We start from the raw sequence: 1,713 nt of genomic DNA on the forward strand, positions 1-1,713 counted from the left end.
ATGGGTGTTTCTGAGAACCAAATGGAAGCGGTGAGCTTTGGTAAAGAGAAGCCAAAAGCTGAAGGTGATAACGAAGCAGCTTGGGCAGAAAATCGTCGCGCTGATATTGTTTACATTACAAACTAATGTCCATGCTTTCACACTCTTTTAAACAAACGCTCTCACGAGCGTTTTGTTTAAGTGCCGCCACTGTTTTCCTAGGGATATCCAACAATGCTTGGGCACTCTTTGCAGATGACGATGCACGAAAAGCCATATTGGATTTACGCAAATCCCTAGCAACAACACAGCTTGAATTACAAGGGCAAATCGATAAACTAAAAACAGATAATGCTGAGCTTCGAGGAAAGGTGGAGGAGCTTGAAAAACAAGGTCAAGATATTGGCGCCAGTCAAAAAACCTATTATCAAGATCTCGATACCCGCTTAGGTAATTTTGAACCCCGCACTGCAACTATTGAAGGTGTGAGCGGTACCGTCCAACCCGGCGAGAAAAAAGCCTACGACGATGCATTGAAGACCTTTCAGGCAGGCAGTCTTAAAAAAGCAGATAGCGAGTTCTCTGTCTTTGCTAAAAAGTACTCTACTAGCCCTTATGCACCGCTGGCACTCTTTTGGAGTGGTAACAGCAAATACGCTAACAAAGACTATGCCGGCGCGATTACGCAACTGCAGAGCCTGATTAAGCGCTACCCAAATCACCCACGCATTCCATCGGCTATGTTGACACTCGGTAATTCGCAATTGGAAAGTGGTAACAAAGCAGCTGCCAAGAAAACCTTTAGCGAGATCATCAGCAAGTATCCAGACACTGAAGTGGCAAAAGATGCGCAACAACTGATCGCTGCAACGAAGTAATTCCATAAGCCAAGCAAAGAATTATTTCACCATGTCATCGCTGTCTGCAGCCTTTCAGAATATCGCTCCTCGCACACCCGATGCTCCAGCAGTGATTTTGTTCTCAGGCGGTCTAGATTCGAGCACGATTCTAGCCTTAGCGAAAGATCTCGGATATGCACCTTATGTGTTATCTGTTGGCTATGGTCAACGCCACTCATCCGAACTAGCAGCAGCAAAACATATTGCCAAGAAAATGGGTGTTATTCGTCATGAGGTCGTGAATTTAGACCTCACGCGCTTTGGGGGTTCGGCTCTGACCGACTCATCTATCGATATCCCCACCACCCCAGGCAAAGATTTAGAAATCCCCGTTACCTATGTTCCAGCACGTAATACGATTTTGCTATCCCTTGCTTTAGGCTGGGCCGAGTCATTAGGTGGATTAGATATTTTTTATGGTGCCAATGCCGTTGACTACTCAGGCTACCCAGACTGTCGCCCAGAATATGTCGCCTCATTTGAGACGATGGCCAACTTGGCCACCAAAGCTGGCGTAGAAGCACTGAATAATGCGAATCGCTTTCGGGTACATGCACCGATCATTAGTATGAGCAAAGCAGAAATTATTCAACTGGGTACTACTTTAGGTGTCGACTACTCACAAACCGTTTCTTGTTATCAAGCAAACGACTTAGGTGAAGCTTGTGGCGAATGTGAGTCTTGCCGCCTACGGCAGGCAGGCTTTAAGCAGGCTAACTTAAGCGATCCAACGCGCTACCGTAGAAGCTAAGCCAAACCAGAGCGATTCCCCACCCGGGAGAGGGTTTGACTTTTTACAAAATACATATAATAATGCACTAAATTATGGGTATTT

General features: G+C 45.9%; 2 protein-coding genes and 1 pseudogene. All 3 read left to right on the forward strand.

Annotation, left to right across the window (positions count from 1 at the left end; genetic code table 11):
• A pseudogene (locus B7Y67_RS17210) lies at positions 1-126 on the forward strand (peptidoglycan-associated lipoprotein); the annotation flags it as partial.
• Complete coding sequence (gene ybgF / locus B7Y67_RS17215; protein WP_293599678.1) at positions 126-857, forward strand: tol-pal system protein YbgF; 732 nt, start codon at positions 126-128, stop codon at positions 855-857. The pseudogene B7Y67_RS17210 and the gene ybgF, both read left to right, overlap by 1 nt.
• Positions 858-888: 31 nt before the next feature.
• On the forward strand, positions 889-1,629 hold the full coding sequence (queC, locus tag B7Y67_RS17220) for a 7-cyano-7-deazaguanine synthase QueC (protein WP_293599679.1): 741 nt from the start codon (positions 889-891) through the stop codon (positions 1,627-1,629).
• Positions 1,630-1,713 lie beyond the last annotated feature (84 nt).

It is taken from the genome of Polynucleobacter sp. 35-46-11 (genome assembly GCF_002281105.1).